Source organism: Streptomyces sp. NPDC037290 (genome assembly GCF_055603245.1).
Genome location: NZ_JBVJVZ010000002.1, coordinates 620,258 through 635,430, shown reverse-complemented (window position 1 = coordinate 635,430; position 15,173 = coordinate 620,258). Strand labels below are relative to the sequence as shown.

19 protein-coding genes are annotated in these 15,173 nt (G+C 70.3%); 12 read left to right on the top strand and 7 right to left on the bottom strand.

The features are described 5' to 3' along the window. Nucleotides 1-170 precede the first annotated feature (170 nt). The 5 genes from ACZ7HQ_RS08530 (at nt 171) to ACZ7HQ_RS08510 (ending at nt 4,335) form a co-directional block, all read left to right on the top strand. Nucleotides 171-1,148, top strand: coding sequence for a metal ABC transporter solute-binding protein, Zn/Mn family (locus ACZ7HQ_RS08530; RefSeq protein ID WP_470986481.1), 978 nt, complete (start codon nt 171-173; stop codon nt 1,146-1,148). A 120-nt stretch (nt 1,149-1,268) separates the two neighbouring features. Beyond that, nucleotides 1,269-2,099 carry a metal ABC transporter ATP-binding protein gene (locus tag ACZ7HQ_RS08525; RefSeq protein ID WP_470986480.1) on the top strand — a complete coding sequence of 277 codons (831 nt, stop codon included), beginning with the start codon at nt 1,269-1,271 and terminating at the stop codon, nt 2,097-2,099. Beyond that, entirely contained in the window at nt 2,086-2,997 is a 912-nt protein-coding gene (locus ACZ7HQ_RS08520; RefSeq protein ID WP_470986478.1) for a metal ABC transporter permease, read from the top strand. Before ACZ7HQ_RS08525 ends, ACZ7HQ_RS08520 begins: the two co-directional genes overlap by 14 nt. Then, nucleotides 2,994-3,863 carry a metal ABC transporter permease gene (locus ACZ7HQ_RS08515; protein ID WP_470986476.1) on the top strand — a complete coding sequence of 290 codons (870 nt, stop codon included), beginning with the start codon at nt 2,994-2,996 and terminating at the stop codon, nt 3,861-3,863. The genes ACZ7HQ_RS08520 and ACZ7HQ_RS08515 overlap by 4 nt, the downstream gene beginning before the upstream one ends. 13 nt (nt 3,864-3,876) lie before the next feature. Next, nucleotides 3,877-4,335, top strand: a complete 459-nt coding sequence (locus tag ACZ7HQ_RS08510) for a Fur family transcriptional regulator (RefSeq protein ID WP_470986473.1) — start codon at nt 3,877-3,879, stop codon at nt 4,333-4,335. Between the two features lie 35 nt (nt 4,336-4,370). Here the strand turns inward: ACZ7HQ_RS08510 and ACZ7HQ_RS08505 are convergent, their stop codons facing one another. After that, a complete protein-coding gene (locus tag ACZ7HQ_RS08505) occupies nt 4,371-5,093 on the bottom strand; it encodes a cation efflux transmembrane domain-containing protein (protein ID WP_470986471.1) in 723 nt (240 codons plus the stop codon). A gap of 2 nt (nt 5,094-5,095) precedes the next feature. Further along, nucleotides 5,096-5,431, bottom strand: a complete 336-nt coding sequence (locus ACZ7HQ_RS08500) for an ArsR/SmtB family transcription factor (RefSeq protein WP_470986468.1) — start codon at nt 5,429-5,431, stop codon at nt 5,096-5,098. 113 nt (nt 5,432-5,544) lie between these two features. Between ACZ7HQ_RS08500 and rpmF the strand changes: the two genes are divergently transcribed. The 4 genes from rpmF (at nt 5,545) to infA (ending at nt 8,250) form a co-directional block, all read left to right on the top strand. Continuing rightward, the gene (rpmF, locus tag ACZ7HQ_RS08495; RefSeq protein ID WP_470986465.1) at nt 5,545-5,715 is read left to right on the top strand and encodes a 50S ribosomal protein L32; all 171 of its coding nucleotides are present in this window, start codon (nt 5,545-5,547) and stop codon (nt 5,713-5,715) included. A 3-nt stretch (nt 5,716-5,718) separates the two neighbouring features. Beyond that, nucleotides 5,719-6,903: a GTP-binding protein gene (locus tag ACZ7HQ_RS08490; protein ID WP_470986462.1), complete on the top strand. Its 1,185-nt coding sequence runs from the start codon at nt 5,719-5,721 to the stop codon at nt 6,901-6,903. Nucleotides 6,904-7,154: 251 nt separating this feature from the next. Next, a complete protein-coding gene (locus ACZ7HQ_RS08485; RefSeq protein ID WP_470986459.1) occupies nt 7,155-7,952 on the top strand; it encodes a GNAT family N-acetyltransferase in 798 nt (265 codons plus the stop codon). Nucleotides 7,953-8,025: 73 nt separating this feature from the next. After that, complete coding sequence (gene infA, locus ACZ7HQ_RS08480; RefSeq protein WP_470986456.1) at nt 8,026-8,250, top strand: translation initiation factor IF-1; 225 nt, start codon at nt 8,026-8,028, stop codon at nt 8,248-8,250. An 86-nt stretch (nt 8,251-8,336) separates the two neighbouring features. On the opposite strand, the gene rpsR is transcribed toward infA, so the two are convergent. Genes rpsR through rpmG form a run of 4 tightly spaced genes read right to left on the bottom strand, consistent with a single transcriptional unit; the run spans nt 8,337 to nt 10,193 of the window. After that, nucleotides 8,337-8,579, bottom strand: coding sequence for a 30S ribosomal protein S18 (rpsR, locus tag ACZ7HQ_RS08475; RefSeq protein WP_470986453.1), 243 nt, complete (start codon nt 8,577-8,579; stop codon nt 8,337-8,339). A 20-nt stretch (nt 8,580-8,599) separates the two neighbouring features. Continuing rightward, nucleotides 8,600-9,769, bottom strand: coding sequence for a CobW family GTP-binding protein (locus ACZ7HQ_RS08470; RefSeq protein WP_470986450.1), 1,170 nt, complete (start codon nt 9,767-9,769; stop codon nt 8,600-8,602). Further along, complete coding sequence (locus ACZ7HQ_RS08465; RefSeq protein ID WP_470986447.1) at nt 9,766-10,023, bottom strand: type B 50S ribosomal protein L31; 258 nt, start codon at nt 10,021-10,023, stop codon at nt 9,766-9,768. Before ACZ7HQ_RS08465 ends, ACZ7HQ_RS08470 begins: the two co-directional genes overlap by 4 nt. Before the next feature lie 5 nt (nt 10,024-10,028). Continuing rightward, nucleotides 10,029-10,193, bottom strand: coding sequence for a 50S ribosomal protein L33 (gene rpmG, locus ACZ7HQ_RS08460; protein WP_014150502.1), 165 nt, complete (start codon nt 10,191-10,193; stop codon nt 10,029-10,031). Nucleotides 10,194-10,273: 80 nt separating this feature from the next. Here rpmG and rpmB point away from each other — a divergent pair, with 80 nt between their 5' ends. Next, nucleotides 10,274-10,510, top strand: a complete 237-nt coding sequence (gene rpmB, locus ACZ7HQ_RS08455; protein ID WP_470986444.1) for a 50S ribosomal protein L28 — start codon at nt 10,274-10,276, stop codon at nt 10,508-10,510. Continuing rightward, nucleotides 10,510-10,815 carry a 30S ribosomal protein S14 gene (gene rpsN, locus ACZ7HQ_RS08450; protein WP_470986442.1) on the top strand — a complete coding sequence of 102 codons (306 nt, stop codon included), beginning with the start codon at nt 10,510-10,512 and terminating at the stop codon, nt 10,813-10,815. The genes rpmB and rpsN overlap by 1 nt, the downstream gene beginning before the upstream one ends. A 201-nt stretch (nt 10,816-11,016) precedes the next feature. Here rpsN and ACZ7HQ_RS08445 read toward each other — a convergent pair whose 3' ends face one another. Then, on the bottom strand, nt 11,017-13,086 hold the full coding sequence (locus tag ACZ7HQ_RS08445; RefSeq protein ID WP_470986439.1) for a putative Ig domain-containing protein: 2,070 nt from the start codon (nt 13,084-13,086) through the stop codon (nt 11,017-11,019). Between the two features lie 466 nt (nt 13,087-13,552). On the opposite strand from ACZ7HQ_RS08445, the gene ACZ7HQ_RS08440 reads away from it, so the two are divergent. Further along, a complete protein-coding gene (locus tag ACZ7HQ_RS08440) occupies nt 13,553-15,130 on the top strand; it encodes a YibE/F family protein (RefSeq protein WP_470986436.1) in 1,578 nt (525 codons plus the stop codon). Nucleotides 15,131-15,173 lie beyond the last annotated feature (43 nt).

The following is a 15,173-nucleotide window of genomic DNA, read 5'->3' as shown; positions in this document are numbered from 1 at the left end:
CCCGCCCTCAGGTCGGTTTACCCGCGACCGCAGTCGTACAGCCGGTCAAGAGATGGCAACGGTTTTCATTTACCGTTGATCTGAAAATCGTTTCTATCTAGCGTGGAAGTGTCGCCCCGCCGCCGGCCCGTGCCTGCCGCGCGCCCGGCATCGCCCGAAGGAGCTCCCGCATGTCCACCGCCCCCGCCACCCGTTCCGCCCGGCCGACCGCGAGGATCGCACTGGTCACCGCGACGGCCGCCCTGACGGCCGTGACGGCGACCGCCTGCTCGACGTCCTCCCCGCATACCACTGGCACCGCCACGACCGGCAGCGGCCGCGGCTCGGGCAAGACGATCCAAGTCGTGGCGGCGGAGAACTTCTGGGGCAGCATCGCCTCCCAGCTCGGCGGCAGCCACGCGAAGGTGACCAGCATCATCAACAACCCGGCCGCCGACCCCCACGACTACGAGCCGACCGCCGCAGACGCCCGCACCGTGGCCGGCGCCCAGTACACGATCGTCAACGGCATCGGCTACGACGCCTGGGCCGACAAGCTGCTGGCCGCCAACCCCGGCAGCGGACGCACCGATCTGAAGGTCGGCGACCTGGTCGGCATCAAGCCGGGCGGCAACCCGCACCGCTGGTACTCCCCGGACAACGTCCGCCAGGTCATCGAGAAGATCACCGCCGACTACAAGAAGATCGACCCGGCTGACGCGGCCTACTTCGACCAGCAGAAGAAGACCTTCGAGACGAAGACGCTCGGCGATTACAACAAGGTCATCGCCGACATCAAGGCGAAGTACGCCGGCACCCCGATCGGCGCTTCCGAGTCCATCGTCACGCCGCTCGCCGAGGGCCTGGGGCTGAAGATGCTCACCCCGGAGACGTTCCTGGACGCGATGAGCGAGGGCTCCGACCCCACGGCCAAGGACAAGGCCACCATCGACCAGCAGATCAAGAACAAGAAGATCAAGATCTACGTCTACAACTCCCAGAACTCCACGCCGGACGTGCAGGCGCAGGTCAAGGAGGCCAAGGCCCAGGGCATCCCGGTCGCCACGGTGACCGAGACCCTCACCCCCGCCGGGGCCTCCTTCCAGCAGTGGCAGACCACCCAGCTGCAGGGCATCGAGCAGGCCCTGGCCAAGGCCACCGGGAAGTGAGCTGAAGCCATGAACCCGATAGCGAAGGCCCGAGAAGCCGTCACACACACCAGCGGCCACACCGTCCCCAGCCGTCGAAGCGGAGGGCACGACACGGCCACAGGAACAGGAAGCGATCCGGTGGTCGCCCTGCACGGTGCCGCCGTGCGGGTCGGTGGCCGTACGTTGTGGTCGGGGGTGGACCTTCGCATCGGGGCCGGCGAGTTCACCGCCGTGCTCGGCGCCAACGGCGTCGGCAAGTCCACCATGATCAAGGTCCTGCTCGGCGCCCTGCCCGCGGCGGCCGGCGAGGTTCGGGTGCTCGGCGCCCGGCCCGGGCAGGCCAACGAGCGCATCGGCTATCTGCCGCAGCGCCGCAGCTTCGACGCCAATCTGCGGATCCGCGGCGTGGACGTGGTGCGCATGGGCCTGGACGGCGACCGCTGGGGGGTTCCGCTGCCGTTCCCGAGTGCGCGTCGGCGGGCCGCCCGCGCGCGGGTGGACGAGGTGATCGAGCTGGTCGGGGCGTCGGCGTACGCGCACCGGCCGATCGGGCAGTGTTCCGGCGGCGAGCAGCAGCGGCTGCTGATCGCCCAGGCGCTGGTCCGCAGGCCCGAACTACTGCTGCTGGACGAGCCGTTGGACAGTCTCGACCTGCCCAACCAGAGCGCCGTCGCGGCGCTGATCGGGCGGATCTGCCACCAGGAAGGCGTCTCGGTGGTCATGGTCGCCCATGACGTGAACCCGATACTCCACCACCTGGACCGGGTCGTGTACCTGGCCAGGGGCGGCGCCGCCACCGGCACACCGACCGAGGTCATCACCTCCGAGACCCTGACCCGGCTGTACAGCACACCGGTCGAGGTACTGCGGACCTCGGACGGGCGGCTGGTCGTGGTGGGCCAGCCGGAGGCACCGGCCGTGCACACCGACCGCCACGACACCCCGGGGAGCGGTCATGCTGCTGGCTGAGACAGGGGCACCCACCTGGTCGTGGAACCTCCTGACCGACTTCCAGGACATGTGGTCCTACCCCTTCATGGTCAACGCGTTCCGCGCCGGCGGGGTCGTGGCCGTGGTCTCCGCGGTCGTGGGGTGGTTCGTGGTACTGCGGCGGCAGACGTTCGCCGCACACACCGTCTCCGCCGTCGCCTTCCCCGGCGCCGCCGGGACGCTCCTGCTCGGGTTCAGCGCGGTCTACGGCTACTTCACGCTGTGCGTGGCCGCCGCGCTGGTCATCGCCGCCCTGCGGGGCGGCGGTGAGCACGAGGAGTCGGCGCTGACCGGGACCGTGCAGGCGTTCCTGCTCGCGTCCGGGTTCCTGTTCACCGCCCTGTACCGGGGGCTGCTGGAGGGGCCGCAGACCATCCTCTTCGGCACCTTCCTGGGGATCACCTCCTCCCAGGTGACGGTGCTGACGGTGGTCGGCGCGGTGGTGCTCGCGGTGCTGGCGCTGATCGGTCGGCCGCTGCTGTTCGCGTCCGTCGATCCGCAGGTGGCCGCCGGGCGCGGGGTGCCGGTCCGCGCCCTGTCGGTGGTCTTCCTCGTCCTGCTCGGTGCGGCCACCGCCGAGGCGAGCCAGATCACCGGGACCCTCCTGGTCTTCGCCCTCATGGTGATCCCGGCCGCCACCGCGCAAGTCCTCACCGCCCGCCCGGCGTTGAGCCTCGTGCTGGCCGTCCTGCTGGCCTTCGCCGCGACCTGGCTCGGGCTGACCGCCGCCTACTACTCGCCCTACCCCCTGGGCTTCTTCGTGACGACCATCGCCTTCGCCGGATACCTGCTCGCGCTGGGCCAGCGCTCGCTGCGCGAGGCACTCGGTCGCACCCGGGCCGGGGCCACGCCCACCGCCAAGGAGGTGATCGCATGACCGTCCTGCTCGCCGCCTCCCCGCTGTCCCACCCGTTCTTCCTGCACGCCTTCCTCGCCGGTACCGCCATCGCCGCGGCCTGCGGACTGGTCGGCTACTTCCTGGTGCTGCGGGCCCAGGTCTTCACCGGCGACGCGCTCAGCCATGTCGCCTTCACCGGCGCGATGGCCGCCCTCGCCTTCGGCGCCGACCTTCGCCTCGGCCTGTTCGCCGCCACCATCGCCATGGCGCTGCTCTTCGGCACCCTCGGCCGCAAGGCCCGGCCCGACGACGTGGTCATAGGGAGCGTCTTCTCCTGGATCCTGGGCCTGGGCGCCTTCTTCATCACGCTCTACACCACCTCCCGCAGCACCACCAACGGCACCGCCGGGGTGAGTGTGCTGTTCGGCTCCGTCTTCGGCATCTCCTCCAGTAGCGCAGTCGTCGCCGCTCTGGTGGCGGCCGGGGTCGGCCTGCTGGTGGTCCTCATCGCCCGACCACTGCTGTTCGCCACGCTCGACGAGGCCGTGGCCGCGGCCCGTGGAGTACCGGTCCGCCTGCTCGGATACGGCTTCCTCGCCCTGGCCGGGATCAGCGCCGCCGAGGCCACCCAAGCGGTCGGCTCCCTCCTCCTGCTCGGCCTGCTCGCCGCCCCCGCGGGCGCCGCGATCCGCCTCACCGACCGCCCCTACCGTGCGCTGGCACTCTCCGCCGGCCTGGCGGTGCTGGAGATGTGGGCGGGGCTGTTCGCGTCGTACGCGGTGCCGAAGATGCCGCCCAGCTTCGCCATCATGGCCGCCGCCACGGCCGTATACGCCGCCACCTTCCTGATACGACACCCGGTTCCCGGTCCCCGTATGCACACCGCCGCCCCCACCGGCACATGAGCGAAGGCACCCGATGGCACCCGACCGCCAGTGCACCCCCACCCCGTCGCACGACGTCACGCTGATCGGCCGCCTCACCCAGCAACGCACCGCCGTGGTCGAGGCACTCATCCGGGCCGACGGCTTCGTCGGCGCCCAAACCCTCCACAACCAGCTCGCCGCCGACGGCTCACCGGTCGGCCTCTCCACGGTCTACCGCACACTGGCCGGCCTGGCCGGCGTCGGCCGGGCCGACATGGTCCGCGACACCAGCGGTGAACGCCTCTTCCGCTACCGCCCGGGACCCGAACACCGCCACTACCTCATCTGCACCGAATGCGGCCTGAGCCGCCCCGTCGACTCCGGCCCGGTGGAAGACTGGGCCGACACCATCGCGCAGACCTCCGGGTTCGCGAACGTCCGGCACACGGTGGAGTTGTCCGGGGTGTGCCCGGACTGCGGCCGACGACAGGCGGCGGACGAGCCCCGGTGAACCCCGGCACCACTCCCCCTCCGGTGTGGTCTCCGTCAAGGGCAGCAGCCGCACCCCGCAGCACAGCCGCAGGCATCCGCCTCCCGCCGGCCCGCACCCGGCGCTACGGCCGCCGGCGTCGCACAACACCCCTCCCCACGCCAGGCGCCGCGCCCCTCCTTCACCGCGACCGCGGCGATGACCAGGGCCGCCAGCGGATCGGCCCACGACCAGCCGAACACGGCGCCCGCGACCAGACCCGCCAGCAGCACCGCCGACAAATAGGTGCACAGCAGGGTCTGCTTGGAGTCGGCCACGGCCGACGCGGAGCCGAGTTCCCGTCCGGCGCGGCGCTGGGCCGCCGACAGGACCGGCATGACCACGAGCGAGAGGGCAGCCAGCACGATCCCGGGCAGGGAGCGCGTGGCCTCACCCGTGCCGGTCAGGGCCCGCACGGCATCGACGGTGACGTAGGCGGCGAGCGCGAAGAACGACAGCGCGATGACCCGCAACGCGGTCTTCTCCCGGGCCTCGCGCACCGCGTGCTCGCGGGCGGAGAACTGCCAGGCGACGGTGGCGGCCGAGGAGACCTCGATGACGGAGTCGAGGCCGAAGCCGACCAGCGCGGTGGACGAAGCCAGGGTCCCCGCCGTAAGGGCGACGGCCGCCTCGACGGCGTTGTAGCTGATCGTCGCGGCGACCAGCAGCCGTATCCGCCGGGCAAGCACGCCGCGTCTGGCCGGGTCGGGGCCGAGGGACAGGGATGTCTCCGTGCTCATGGTCAGCAGCACCCCTTGTCGTCGGCATCGACGCACGTGCGGTCGCCCTCGACGGCGACCACCGCTCTCCGCAGATCGTCGAGCGCGTGGCCGAGGCGCTCGTCGGCGAGTTCGTAGCGGGTTCGTCGGCCGTCGGGGACGGTGACGACCAGGCCGCAGTCACGCAGGCATGCCAGGTGGTTCGACAGCCTGGTGCGCGAGACGTCCAGCGCGTCGGCCAAGTCGGCGGGGTACGCGGGTGCCTCCCGCAGGGTGAGCAGGATGCGGCAGCGGATCGGATCGGCGAGCGCCCGGCCGAACCGAACCAGGACCTCGATGTCGGAAGCGACAGTCAGCACACCACCAACGGTACACAGTTTTCTGAATTCAGGAGAGCGTGAACCGTAGGCATTTAGCAATGGTGTTCATTTTCATGTAGCCTCTACTCGCCATCCCAACCAGGAGGACTCCCATGGCTGTTCCCAAGCGGAAGATGTCCCGCAGCAACACCCGCCACCGCCGCGCCCAGTGGAAGGCGAGCACGCCGGCACTCGTGCCGGTCACCGTCGACGGAGTGTCATACCTGGTACCGCAGCGGCTGGTGAAGGCGTACGAGCGCGGGCTGCTGAGCCCCGAGGGCTGAGCGTTGACGACGTCCGATCCCCTTGGCCGACTGCCCGTCACGGTCCTGTCCGGATTCCTCGGCGCGGGCAAGACCACTCTCCTCAACCACGTCCTCGGCAACCGCGAGGGACTGCGCGTCGCGGTCATCGTCAACGACATGAGCGAGGTCAACATCGACGCGGCCCTGGTGCGGGGCGGCGAGGCGGCCCTGTCGCGTACCGAGGAACGCCTGGTCGAGATGACCAACGGCTGCATCTGCTGCACCCTGCGCGACGACCTGCTTGAGGAGGTCGACCGGCTGGCCCGCGAGGGCCGCTTCGACCACCTGCTCATCGAGTCGTCCGGCATCTCCGAACCCATGCCGGTCGCCGCGACGTTCGCCTTCGCCCGCGACGACGGCGCCACCCTCGGCGACGTCGCCCGCCTGGACACCATGGTCACGGTCGTGGACGCCGCGAACTTCCTGCCCGGGCTGGCAAGCGGTGACGAACTCGCCGAGCGCGGCCTGGACCAGTACGAGGACGACGAACGCACCGTCAGCGACCTGCTGATGGACCAGATCGAGTTCGCCGACGTCATCGTCCTGAACAAGCTCGACCTCGTCGACGAGGAGTCCGCCGACCGGCTGCGGGCCACGCTCACCCGCCTCAACCCGGCCGCGCGTCTCGTCCCGGCCGTCCACGGCCGCGTGAAGGTGAGCGACGTACTGGGCACCCGGCTGTTCGACCTGGAACGCGCCCAACAGGCCCCCGGCTGGGTGCGGGAGCTCAACGGCGACCACGTCCCCGAGACGGAGGAGTACGGCATCTCCTCCACCGTCTTCCGCTCCGGACTGCCGTTCCATCCGGGCCGGTTGTGGAGGTTCGTGACCGAGGAACTCGACAGCGGCCCATACGGACAGATCCTGCGCTCCAAGGGCTTCTTCACCCTCGCCAGCCGCCCGCACGTGACGGGCCTGTGGTCACAGGCCGGCTCCGTCGCGCGCTTCGAGCCCTCAGCCACACGCGACACCGACAGCCCCGAGTGCCAGGAACTGGTCTTCATCGGCACGCACCTGCACGCGGACGCACTGCATGCGGCACTGACCGGCTGCCTCATGGCCGACGGCGAGAGCCTGCCGCCAACGGACCCGTTCCCCGTCTGGGACACCTACGGCATCGACGACACCTGCGACCACGAGCATCCCGAACTCGTGGCCGGCCCCTGAAGACACCGGGTCGGGCGGCGAACACGGCCACGGCGCCGACCGGCCCGGTAGGGACCCCAAGAGCTCCGGATAAATGCGTTGGACTGACCGGCCCCCGCTGATAGCGTCTGGGCAGCCGTGAGAGAACGCGAGGAGGTGACACCCATGAAGGCTGTATCCATGTGGGTGCTCCCCCATGTCGTCACGGTGGGCGATTGACGCAGGTGTCGCCGGGAGCGCCTCGGACAAGGCACTCCTGAAGGGCAACACCTATGAACTCTGTGCATTCCACTCCGGGCACGGACAACCATCCGGTCGTGGTCACGCGGGTCTCGGACACGCAGTGGCACGCCGTGGAGGACGACCTGACGGTCGGCCGCGGCGTCGCTTCGCGTCGGCCCGACGGGCGGCTCTTCGTCAGCATCGACGCGTGGCACGGCGCGGTCTTCGACCGCATCGCCGACGCGATGCTGACGGACCTGCCGACACCGCTGTACACCGTCGTCGACGAGACCGACCACGACACGAGGTCCGCCTGGGAGCGGGCCGGCTTCGCCACCGCACGCCGCGAGTGGGGCCATCTCGTGCCCACCGACCCGCACATCACCGGTCTCGGCTCGGTGCGGCCCCCGTCCGGAGTGACGATCGTGCCCGCCGGCGAGGCGGAGGAGGGCCCGCTGCGCGCCCTGGACCGCCTCATCCGCGACGAGGTCGAGGCCACCGTCGGATGGCACACGATGCCGGCCGAGGTGCTGCCACGCCCGGCGGGCACCACCTTGCTCGACCCATCGAAGTACGCCGTGGCACGGCACGGGGACCAGTACGTGGGACTCATCCGGGTGGCACCTCTGACCCGCCAGCCCCGGATCGGGTTGATCGCCGTCCGGGCCGACAGACACCGCCGCGGCATCGCCCGGACGCTGCTGGCCCACGCGCTGGATTCGCTGCACCACTCCGGGACCGATTCGGCATGGGCCGAGGCGGACGAGTCCAACGCGGCGGCCACCGCCCTGTTCGAGAGCATCGGTGCCCGGCGCATGGCCGGCACCCTGGAGCTCGTCAACCGCTGACGCTCCGCCACATCGCACCGGGCGACCGTTTCCTACCGTGTTCGCCGTCACAGAACGGGAGAAGTGAGAGACCATGACCAAAACATCAGGGGGCGTAGAAGCCGAAGGCACCGTCGTCGAGTGCCTGCGCAACGCCACCTTCAAGGTGGAGCTCCAGAACGGGCACACAGTGCTCGCCCACATCAGCGGGAAGATCCGGAAGAACCGCATCAAGATCCTCCCGTACGACCGGGTGCTCGTGGAACTCAGCCCCTACGACCTCACCCGCGGCCGGATCCGCTACCGGTACCGGGCGTAGCGGAAGGAGCCGGCGCCTCCGAGACCACCCGGTAGGACCATCAAAAGCCGCAGTGGTCCGGCTGCCTCCCGCACGTTGCCATCGCCCTATCGGGAGCTGTAGGGCAGGAGCGCCATCTCGCGTGCGTTCTTGACGGCCTGCGCTATCTGCCGCTGCTGCTGACGCGTCACGTGGGTCACCCGGCGGCTGCGGATCTTGCCGCGGTCGGAGATGAACTTCCGCAGCACGTCGGTGTCCTTGTAGTCGATGCAGGTGATTCCGGCGGCGTCCAGCGGGTTGGTGCGCTGACGCTTGGCGGTCTGACGCCGGATGCTTGTGCGTCGGGTCATGGTGGGGTCGGTCCTCTCTTTCAGGTCACGGGGTCGAGCAAGTCGTCAAAGGCGTGCGGGAGTTGTTTCCAGCGGTCCCTGCCCGCCGCGTACTCGTCGTCGGTGAGCAGGCACGAGTCGAGCAGGGCCCGTAGGCCGTCGCGGTCCAGGCCGGGCGAGGTGAAGGTGAGGTACTGGCAGCGGTCGCCGTGTTCCGGGTGCCAGTCCACGGAGGCGGCGAGGCGGCGCTCGGCGGGCACCATCTCCCAGGCGGCGTCGGGCAGAGCTGCCAGCCAGGGCCCGGCCGACTCCACGCACAGCGCGCCGCCGGCGGCGTCCCACGACAGCAGGGTGTCGGGGCGGTCCGCCAGCCAGAACCGCCCCCGGCTGCGCGCGGCGGCGCAGGTCAGGTCCTCCAGCGCCGCGTACAGGCGCTGCGGATGGAAGGGCCTTTCGCGCCGCCAGACGAAGGTGCTCACACCGTGCTCGTCGCACGACTGCGGCAGCAGCGCGCACGCGGGATGCACACGGGCGGCGGCCGCTGCCACGTCGAAGCCCGCCGACAGCGCTGCCCCCAGGGCACCGTCGCTCTCCACCCGTACGCTTCGTGCGCCTGGTGTGAGCTGGGCGAGCAGCGCGTGGTCGGTGTCGTCGGCGACCTCGTCGCAAGAATCGTCGTCGCCGAGGGCGATCACCGTGGGGTACTCCAGCTGCCGGGCGAAGGTGTCGGCGACCGTGCGCTGGTCGGTCGGCGCGGCGGCGAGGCCGACGTCGGCCAGGTCGTCGCCGTTGGACAGGTACGGCAGCACGAGTGCCGGATCGACCGCGGTGGCGACCCCGGTCAGGGCCAGCGGTGCGCCCGCGGCGGCGATGACTCCGGCCATGGCCTGGGGCTCGACGGAGTCCCACAGTTCCACGACGGCCAGCCGGTACCTCCCCTCCCCCGCGAGTCGCAGCAGTTCGGGGACGAGATCCTCGCGCAGCGCGCAGCACGCGCAGTCATTCACCAGGGGTGCCTCGCCACTGCCCAGCAGGCCGTGGGCGTCGCGCACCGTCCGGTGCACCGCGCTGTCGACGGCGGACGTCAGGTCGTGGTGCAGTGCGACCGAGCCGGGGACCGTACGCAGGATCTGGTCTACGGCGGCCCTGCGGGCGTCGGCGTGCAACCCGGCGACGACCGCGACCGGCAGCCGTGCCTCGTCCCGGTTCACCGCTTGCTCCGTCCGCGTCCGTAGCGCCGCTCGAAGCGCTCGACCCGCCCCGCGGTGTCCAGGACCCGCTGGGTGCCGGTGTAGAAGGGGTGGCTCGCCGAGGAGATCTCGACGTCGATGACCGGGTAGGTGTTGCCGTCCTCCCACACGATGGTCTTGTCGCTCGTGGCCGTGGACCGGGTGAGGAAGGCGTAGTCGGCGGCCCGGTCACGGAAGACGACCGGGCGGTACTCGGGGTGGATTCCGGGTTTCACGGCGCTCAGCGCTCCTCACGGAAGTCGACGTGGCGGCCGGCGACCGGGTCGTACTTGCGCAGCGTCAGCCGGTCGGGGTTGTTACGGCGGTTCTTGCGGGTCACGTAGGTGTAGCCGGTACCGGCGGTGGACCTCAGCTTGATGATCGGGCGCAGTTCGTTACGGGCCATGGACAGCACCATACAAGAGATTGGTTTTCATTTTCATCTGGCGCTAGTGTGCTGCTGCATCCACCCAAGGAGGAACAGCCATGTCCGCCCACTGCCAACTCACCGGCCGACAGCCCGGCTTCGGCCATCGCATCTCCCACTCCCACCGGCGCAGCAAGCGCCGCTTCGACCCGAACGTCCAGAGCAAGCGCTACTGGCTGCCGAGCGAAGGCCGCCACGTCCGGCTCGTGCTTTCCGCCAAGGGCATCAAGACGGTCGACACCATCGGTATCGAGGCCGCGGTGGCCCGCATCCGCGCCCGGGGAGGGAAGGTCTGATGGCGAAGAAGAGCAAGATCGCGAAGAACGAGCAGCGGCGCCTCATCGTGGCCCGCTACGCCGCGCGCCGCGCCGCATTGAAGGCGATCATCGCGTTCCCCGGAAGCTCCGACGAGGACCGCGCCGCCGCCCAGCGGGAACTACGCCGGCAGCCGCGCGACGCCAGCGCCACCCGCCTGCGCAATCGCGACGCCGTGGACGGCCGCCCCCGCGGCTACCTGCGCGCCTTCGGCCTGTCCCGCATCCGCGTACGCGAGATGGCCCACGCGGGCGAGCTCCCTGGCGTGACCAACAGCAGTTGGTAACCCGGCACGCCAGGGGCTCACAACGGGCGCGCCGGCGACGCAGCCCGAGTCTGTGTCCGGTTCCGAACGCGCCTTCCGCCACTCCGAACGGCGGGCGGCCGGCGGCGCCTGCTCGTGGCGTTCAGCCACGAGCAGGTGGGTACGGCGTACCCCGCACGCGGACGGTTTCCGCGTGCGGGACCGGTCGTTCGGGTGCGGGGATCAGCTGGTCGTCAGGGCGGTGTCGTCCACGACGAAGCTGGTCTGCAGCGAGGAGTCCTCCACGCCGTTGAACTTCAGGGTGACCGTCGAGCCCGCGAAGGACGACAGGTCGAAGGTCTTCTGCGCGTACCCGGAGTTGTGGTTGAGGTTCGAGTACGACGCCAGCGTCTTCGAACCCGCGGTCACCGTCAGCTTGTCGTACTGCGTGCCGGTGGTGGTCTCCGCGGTGTCGATGTGCAGGTAGAAGGTGAGCGTGGCCTTGCAGCCGGCCGGGATCGTCACCGACTGGGACAGCGTGTCGGTGTGGCTGGAGCCGTAGCCGTCGAGCCAGGCGTAGTACGAGCCGCCGTGGGCCGCCTCACCGGTGTCGTTGGTGATGACACCGCTGGTCGCGGTCCAGCCGGTGCTGCCGGACTCGAAGCCGGGGTTGGCCAGCAGCTGGGCCGAGGTGCAGCCGCCACCACCGCCACCGACGGTCCAGGTGAAGGAGGTCGAGCCGGAGGCGCCGGTGGAGTCCTTCGCGGTGACCGTGACCTGGTAGGTGCCCGCGGTGGAGGCCGTACCGGAGATCAGCCCGGTGGAGCTGTTGATGGACAGGCCGGTCGGCAGACCGGAGGCGCTGTAGGTCAGGGCCGCACCGCCACTGTCGGTGGCCTTGATCTGCAGGCTGACCGAGCTGCCGGTGGTGGTCGACTGGCTGCCCGGGTTGGTGACGGTCACCGTGTTGCCGCCGGTGGAGCCGGCGGTGAAGGCCGCGGTGCCGTTCGGGGTGCCCCAGCCGGTCGGGCCGTCGTAGCCGGTGCCGGCGGTGCAGAAGTACGACGGGGAGCAGCTGCCGTTGTTGCCGCTGGTCACGTCGTACAGGTTGCCGGTGTGCTGGTAGGGGTACTTCGCCGGGTAGTCGCTCGCGCCTGGGGCACCCGCGAGGGCGTAGACCGAGGCGATGATCGGCGAGCTGGCGCTGGTGCCGCCGTAGACCGCCCAGCCGGAGCCGCCGTAGGTGTCGTAGACCGCCACGCCGGTGGCCGGGTCGGCGACCGCGGAGACGTCGGCCTCCATGCGCTTGGAGCAGCCGGAGTCGGTCTGCCAGCTCGGCTTCGGGTCGTAGGCCGAGCAGCCGGAGCCGGTGCCCTCGGTGGAGTTGGTGTGCCACACCGACTCGGACCAGCCGCGGGAGTTGGAGGCGGTGGTGAGCGCGGTGCCGCCGACGGCGGTCACGTACTGGGAGGTCGCCGGGTACTCGGCGCCGTAGGCGGAGTCACCCGAGGAGACGGTGATCGCGACGCCCGGGTGCTTGAAGTACGAGATGTCGTCGCCGGTCTGTGAGGAGTCCTCGGAGCCGCCCCAGCTGTTGGAGACGAACTTGGCGCCGAGGGAGACGGCCTCGTTCTCGGCCGTGCCGAGGTCGGCCATGCTCGCGGAGTTGGCCTCCACCAGGATGATGCTGCAGTTCGGGCAGACCGCGCTGACCATGTCGATGTCAAGCATCTCTTCACCGGCCCAGCCGCTGTCGTTGGTCGGCAGCGAGGTGGTGGAGCCGGTCTGGCTGACCTGCTTGAAGCAGCCGTTGGCCTTGGTGCAGGCGGACAGGCCGTAGGTGGAGCGGTAGGTGCCCAGGTCCGACTCGGCGTTCGGGTCGTTGTAGGCGTCCACGATGCCGACCGTCATGCCCGAACCGGCCGCGGTGGGCAGGTTGTAGGCGCTGTGCAGGTTGGCCGGGGAGAGGCCGGAGGGTGCCGCGGCGGCGAGGGCGGCGGCGAGCCGCTGCTTGATGTCGGTGCGGCGCTGGGCGAAACAGGACGCATGGCCCGGCCCGGCGGTGGCGCACAGGTGCTGGGTCGGCACCTTCTGGCCGGCCTTGCCGGTGGAGTGGTAGGTCTGCCGCCCGGGGGCGGTCAGTGCCTTGTTGTTCTGTGTGACCTTGGAGGTGTGCGGGTGGGCCGCTACGGGCTGGGCGCCGGCCGTCGGTGCGGCGGTGAAACCGGCGATGATCAGAGTGAGGGCGGGGAAGGCGACGGTGAGGAGTCTTCGCATACTCCGTCTCCGCCGGCTCGGGTGTGACTCACGCATGGGGTACTGCCTCCGGTTGACGTGGGGTATCGCACTGGATGGGCAGGCCCGTGATTGCGCGTGGCGGCGGTGGAACCGCGCAGTCATGAGCATGGCACTCACAGCGCCCTGCCACGCCGGGTGAGCGTGACATGACAGGGTGCGGGGGGAACGTAGACCGGAACGGGTCGTACCGGGCAGTACCCGGTCGCATTCTTTGCTTCTCCATAGAGTGCGATTGGCCCTCCCATGGGGGCCGGTACGCGCAGGGCAGGTCCCTGGACGAGCCACATGACGTCAGCCGGCCGCGCACCGCCGCGCCGCCTCCGGCCAAAGAGGTTCATGATCCCGGCACAGGGAGCGGAACGCTCGATCTTCCGGCGCTGCTCGGACTGAGACCACGGGACAGCTGTTCCCGTACTCTTCCTCAGAGCCGCCGAGCAGGACCGGCTCCGGAGGGGGCACGGACAACCGCGAGGGAGACGGCATGGGAACCGCTGACCAGCAGAGTGCCGGAGACTGGAACCGGGTCGGCGACCCGCCCCGCCCCAGAGACGGTCGTGCGAGCGAGTACGGCCACGACTACGGGTACGGGCATCCTCCCGAACCGATACCTCACCCCGGCCACGGTCCCGTTGCCGGCGCGGGCTACCTCCCCTCCGAAGAGAGTGGCCACGGGCACACACCAGTGACCGGTGCCGGACACGGCTCCGGTCACGGCCCCGGAGCGAGCGCCGACCGTCACGGACAGGCGCACACCCACGGACACAGCCACAGCCACGGCCCCGCCGCCCCCGTCTCCCGGCACCTGCGCAAAGTCATCGCGGCAATCCTGATCCCCTTCACCGCCGCCGTCGTGGTCGGGCTCGTCGTGCTCTGGCCCGGCGGCGCCCCGCCCCACAAACGCACCGGTGTCGGCTTTGACCAGCAGACCCAGCAGGCCACGGTCACCAAGGTCCTCGAGGTGAGCTGCAAGTCGCTGAACGCCTCCGGCGAGACCCCGACCGGTGACACCTCCACCGCCGAGGGCACCTCTGCGCAGCAGGAGGCGAACGGCACCTGTCACAAGGCCACGATCCGGATCGACACCGGCAAGGACAAGGGACGTACGTTCACCGAGATCGTGCAGCCCGACCAGGCGCGGCAGCTGCACCAGGGCGAGAAGGTCGTCACCGCCTACGAGCCCTCCGCGCCCAAGGACCTGCAGTACTCGGTGACCGACGTCAACCGCCGCTTTCCCATGGGCCTGCTGGCCGGCATCTTCGCGCTCGCCGTCGTGCTGGTGGGCCGGCTGCGCGGCGTGATGGCGCTGGTCGCGCTGGCCATCAGCTTCCTGGTGCTGAACTTCTTCGTCCTGCCGGCGGTCCTGCAGGGCTCGAATCCACTGCTCGTGGCGGTGGTCGGCTCGAGCGCCATCATGCTGATCGCGCTGTACATGTGCCACGGCCTGTCGGCCCGTACATCGGTGGCGGTGCTCGGCACCCTGCTCTCGCTGGCGCTGATCGGCCTCCTGGGCTCAGCGTTCATCGGCTGGGCCGCCCTCACCGGCAACACGGACGACAGCACCGGCCTGATCCACGGCCTCTATCCGAAGCTCGACATGAGCGGTCTGCTGCTCGCCGGCGTCATCATCGGCTCCCTCGGCGTGCTCGACGACGTCACCGTGACCCAGACATCGGCCGTCTGGGAACTGCACGAAGCCAACCCGACGATGGGCCGGCGCGGACTGTACCGGGCGGGCATCCGCATCGGCCGCGACCACATCGCCTCCGTCGTCAACACCCTCGTCCTCGCCTACGCCGGCGCCGCACTGCCCCTGCTGCTCCTCTTCTCCATCGCCCAGAGCGGCGTGGCCACGGTCGCCAACAGCGAGCTGGTCGCCGAGGAGATCGTCCGCACACTGGTCGGCTCGATCGGACTGGTCGCCTCCGTACCGGTCACCACGCTCCTCGCCGCCCTGGTCGTCTCGGCGGACCGGCCCGGTCCGCAGACGGACACGACCACGGCGGCCGGGCTGGCTGCCGGCCGAGCACCTGTCAAGGGTGGGCGTCGACGGAAGCGTTAGGAGCCAACTCCCCACGGTGCGCCCACCACCGCACTCCTCCAGT

Excerpts from the sequence above, each read along its gene's own strand:
- ACZ7HQ_RS08530 (WP_470986481.1), top strand. The coding sequence starts at position 171 with ATGTCCACCGCCCCCGCCACCCGTTCCGCCCGGCCGACCGCGAGGATC.
- ACZ7HQ_RS08520 (WP_470986478.1), top strand. The coding sequence starts at position 2,086 with ATGCTGCTGGCTGAGACAGGGGCACCCACCTGGTCGTGGAACCTCCTG.
- ACZ7HQ_RS08515 (WP_470986476.1), top strand. The coding sequence starts at position 2,994 with ATGACCGTCCTGCTCGCCGCCTCCCCGCTGTCCCACCCGTTCTTCCTG.
- ACZ7HQ_RS08510 (WP_470986473.1), top strand. The coding sequence starts at position 3,877 with ATGGCACCCGACCGCCAGTGCACCCCCACCCCGTCGCACGACGTCACG.
- ACZ7HQ_RS08505 (WP_470986471.1), bottom strand. The coding sequence starts at position 5,093 with ATGAGCACGGAGACATCCCTGTCCCTCGGCCCCGACCCGGCCAGACGC.
- rpmF (WP_470986465.1), top strand. The coding sequence starts at position 5,545 with ATGGCTGTTCCCAAGCGGAAGATGTCCCGCAGCAACACCCGCCACCGC.
- ACZ7HQ_RS08485 (WP_470986459.1), top strand. The coding sequence starts at position 7,155 with ATGAACTCTGTGCATTCCACTCCGGGCACGGACAACCATCCGGTCGTG.
- infA (WP_470986456.1), top strand. The coding sequence starts at position 8,026 with ATGACCAAAACATCAGGGGGCGTAGAAGCCGAAGGCACCGTCGTCGAG.
- rpsR (WP_470986453.1), bottom strand. The coding sequence starts at position 8,579 with ATGACCCGACGCACAAGCATCCGGCGTCAGACCGCCAAGCGTCAGCGC.
- rpmG (WP_014150502.1), bottom strand. The coding sequence starts at position 10,193 with ATGGCCCGTAACGAACTGCGCCCGATCATCAAGCTGAGGTCCACCGCC.
- rpmB (WP_470986444.1), top strand. The coding sequence starts at position 10,274 with ATGTCCGCCCACTGCCAACTCACCGGCCGACAGCCCGGCTTCGGCCAT.
- rpsN (WP_470986442.1), top strand. The coding sequence starts at position 10,510 with ATGGCGAAGAAGAGCAAGATCGCGAAGAACGAGCAGCGGCGCCTCATC.
- ACZ7HQ_RS08445 (WP_470986439.1), bottom strand. The coding sequence starts at position 13,086 with ATGCGTGAGTCACACCCGAGCCGGCGGAGACGGAGTATGCGAAGACTC.
- ACZ7HQ_RS08440 (WP_470986436.1), top strand. The coding sequence starts at position 13,553 with ATGGGAACCGCTGACCAGCAGAGTGCCGGAGACTGGAACCGGGTCGGC.